Below are 3,566 nucleotides of genomic sequence, written 5' to 3'. Positions count from 1 at the left end.
GCCAGGGAATGAACCGGCAGACCAAGGCCACCCCCAGCCCCCCCAGCATCGCCTGCCCCTCGCCACCGATGTTGAAAAGCCGCGCCTGAAACGCGATGGAGACGGCCAGCCCGGTGAACAGAAAATTCGTGGTGTAATACAGCGTGTAGCCCCAGCCATAGCTGGACCCCAGCGCGCCGGTCACCATCAGCCGCATCGCGCGCACCGGGTCTTCGCCGATGGCCAGGATGACCAGCGCCGACAGCGAAAAGGCGATCAGCAGCGAGAACAGCGGCACCAGCGTCACATCGGCCCAGCGGGGCATGGCGCGCGCACTCATGCGGCTTCCCCCGCCACCCCGGCCATCAGCAGGCCCAGCGCGCGCGCATCGGTCTGATCGGGCAGGCGCTCACCCATGATGCGGCCGTCGAACATCACCAGAATGCGGTCTGACAGCGACAGGATCTCATCCAGCTCAACCGAGACCAGCAGAATCGCCTTGCCCTCATCGCGCAGGCTGATCAGCCGCCGGTGTATGAACTCGATCGCGCCGATATCCACCCCGCGGGTCGGCTGGCCGACGAGCAGCAGGTCGGGGTTGCGCTCGATCTCGCGCGCCAGCACGATTTTCTGCTGGTTGCCGCCTGAAAAACTTTCGCCGGTCAGCCAGCAATTGTCAGGCCGCACATCGAACCGCTCGATCTTGCCACGCGCATCGCGGCGGATGGCGTCATTGTCCATGAACAGGCGGTTGCGGTTGTATTCCGGCGCGTTGTGATAGCCAAAGGCGATATTCTCCCAGGCCGTGAAGTTGAGGACCAGCCCGCAGCGGTGCCGGTCTTCATGCACATGGCCGATGCCTGCCTCGCGGCGCTTGTGCGCATCGTCGTGGCGGCACGACAGATCCAGCGGTTTGCCGTTCATCATCAGGCTGCCGGTGCCGGGGATCATGCCCGCAATCACCTCCAGCAGCTCGGACTGGCCGTTGCCGGCCACGCCTGCGATACCCAGTATCTCGCCCGCGCGTATGTTGAGGTCGATGCCGCGCAGCCGCTCCACCCCGTGGCTGTCCACCACGCGCAGCCCCTCGGCCTGCAACACCACGGCGCCGGGCTTCGCGGGCGTCTTGTCAACGCGCAGCAGCACTTTGCGGCCGACCATCAGCTCGGCCAGTTCTGCGGGGCTGGTGTCGGCGGTGCGCCGGGTCGCCACCATTTCGCCGCGCCGCATCACGGAAACCTCGTCGGTCACCTCCATGATTTCGCGCAGCTTGTGGGTGATCAGGATGATGGTCTTGCCCTGCGCCTTGAGCCCTTGCAGAATGCGGAACAGATGGTCGGCCTCGGCCGGGGTCAGCACGCCCGTGGGCTCATCGAGGATCAGGATACTGGCCTCGCGGTAAAGCGCCTTGAGGATCTCGACACGCTGCTGATGGCCCACCGACAGCGCCTCTATCAGCGCATCGGGGTCAACCTGCAGCGCATATTCCCGCGCCAGACCGGCCAGCAGCTTGCGCGCCTTGCCCAAGGCGGGGCCCAGCCGGGCGTTGCCCTCGGCGCCCAGCACCACATTCTCCAGAACGGTGAAATTCTCGACCAGCTTGAAATGCTGGAACACCATGCCAATCCCGGCGCGGATGGCGGCCAGACTGTCGGTGATCTGCACGGGCTGGCCATCAATCAGTATCTCGCCCGCATCGGCCCGGTAAAAGCCGTAGAGGATTGCCATCAGCGTGGATTTTCCCGCGCCGTTCTCGCCGATTATGCCATGAATGGTGCCCTTGCGCACCCGGATGTTGATATCCTTGTTCGCCTGAACCGGGCCGAAGGCCTTCGATATCCCGCGAAGTTCGATGGCGGGGGCGGCAGTGTCCTGCCGCCCCGTGGTTCCATGGCTGATCATGCGCCCCCGGCCTCAGTTCACCGAGATCGGGCAGGAATTGTCGGCCATGTAATCATGCACAACCGTCTCACCGGCGATGATCGCCGCTTCGGCCTCGGCGGCGGCGGTGCGCATCTCGTCGGTGATCAGCGCCTCGTTATGCTCATCCAGCGCCCAGCCGACGCCACCTGCGGCAAGGTCCATGACGTGCAGGCCGGTTTCCATCTCAGCGCCCTCGATGAAGGCGGTGTAAACGGCATTGTCCACCCGCTTGAGCATCGAGGTCAGAACATGACCCGGATGCATATGGTTCTGGTTGGAATCCACACCGATCGAAAGGATGCCCGCATCGGTCGCGGTCTGCAGAACCCCCACGCCGGTGCCCCCTGCCGCCGCATAAACGACATCGGCACCCTGGCTGATCTGGGCCTGCGTGATCTCGCCGCCGCGCACCGGGTCATTCCACGCGGCGGGCGTGGTGCCGGTGTAGTTGACGATCACGGTCGCATCAGGGTTCGTCGCCATGACGCCCTGCGCATAGCCGCAGGCAAAGCGGCGGATCAGCGGAATGTCCATCCCGCCGACAAAACCGACGGTCCCGGTTTCAGAGGCCATCGCCGCCAGCATGCCCACCAGGAATGAGCCCTCATGTTCGGTAAAGACAATTGAGCGCACGTTGGGGGCATCAACCACCCCGTCAATGATTGCAAAAGTGGTATCCGGATAATCAGGCGCGATCTGCTCAAGCACCGACATGAAGGCAAAACCCGTCATCACAATGGGGTTGGAGCCCGATTCAGCCAGCCGCCGCAACGCCTGTTCGCGCTGCGCCTCGGACTGCATCTCGATGTCACGATAGCTGCCGCCGGTTTCCTGCGCCCACCGCTCGGCCCCGCCATAGGCGGCCTCGTTGAAGGATTTGTCGAATTTGCCGCCCAGATCATAGACCATGGCGGGGTCAGCAAGCGCAGCACCGGCGAAAAGCGCCGTAACAGCCGTGGCGCCAAGAAGTTTGCGGGTCAGTTTCATGGATTATCTCCCTGTTGGGGCGTTGCGCGCGGGGGCGCGTTACAGCTGATCTCAGACGTGCGACCGCCGGGCCGTCCCCGATCTAGGTGCATGCCCGCACCGCCAGTCAAGTGTTTTTTTACCAAACGGAAAGGTTGCGGATTCGTCTGACAGAGGCAGGTTAAATCTCAGTCGCCTGACTTGCAAAGCAACAATGCCGCGACCGGCTGTGCGCTGACGTCGCGGTAATAGCCGGGGCGGCGGCCGGTGCGGGTGAAGCCGCATTGCGCATAAAGCGCCAGCGCCGGTGTGTTGTTCTCGGCGACTTCCAGAAACAGATGTGCGGCGCCGCGCGCGCGGGCCTCACCCTCAAACCGCGCCATGAGGCTGCGCGCCAGCCCCGCGCGGCGTGCGGCGGGGTCGGTGGCGAGGGTCAGAAGCTCCGCCTCGGGGCCAATGGCACGGCCCAGCGCGAAAGCATTGCCGCCCGGCGCCGTCAGCAGGAAAACATGCGGGCTGGCGAGAAGACCGGCAAAACCGGCCTCGCTCCAGGGCGGAGGAGTGGTGAAACACAGCGCATGCAACCGGGCCAGATCGGCGGGTGTCATGGATCAATCAGGGCGGGCGGCCCCTCGGCAGGGGGGGCGGCATCGGCGGCGCGCAGCGGAAAGGCGGCGGCGAGCGTCACGAAAAGGATC

3 protein-coding genes and 1 pseudogene are annotated in these 3,566 nt (G+C 64.8%); all 4 read right to left on the bottom strand.

The features are described from left to right. Positions 1-319 (bottom strand): annotated as a pseudogene (locus V7Q53_RS23265) (ABC transporter permease); the annotation flags it as partial. Next, the gene (locus tag V7Q53_RS23260; protein ID WP_333831413.1) at positions 316-1,881 is read right to left on the bottom strand and encodes an ABC transporter ATP-binding protein; all 1,566 of its coding nucleotides are present in this window, start codon (positions 1,879-1,881) and stop codon (positions 316-318) included. The pseudogene V7Q53_RS23265 and the gene V7Q53_RS23260, both read right to left, overlap by 4 nt. 12 nt (positions 1,882-1,893) lie before the next feature. Continuing rightward, positions 1,894-2,889 carry a BMP family lipoprotein gene (locus V7Q53_RS23255; RefSeq protein WP_333831411.1) on the bottom strand — a complete coding sequence of 332 codons (996 nt, stop codon included), beginning with the start codon at positions 2,887-2,889 and terminating at the stop codon, positions 1,894-1,896. A 167-nt stretch (positions 2,890-3,056) separates the two neighbouring features. Further along, positions 3,057-3,476: a GNAT family N-acetyltransferase gene (locus V7Q53_RS23250; RefSeq protein ID WP_333831410.1), complete on the bottom strand. Its 420-nt coding sequence runs from the start codon at positions 3,474-3,476 to the stop codon at positions 3,057-3,059. Between the last annotated feature and the right edge of the window lie 90 nt (positions 3,477-3,566).

Source organism: Pararhodobacter sp., from assembly GCF_036802785.1.
Taxonomy (GTDB): domain Bacteria; phylum Pseudomonadota; class Alphaproteobacteria; order Rhodobacterales; family Rhodobacteraceae; genus Pararhodobacter.
The sequence above is the reverse complement of the archived record's forward strand: the minus strand, read 5'-3'. Positions and strand labels throughout refer to the sequence as shown.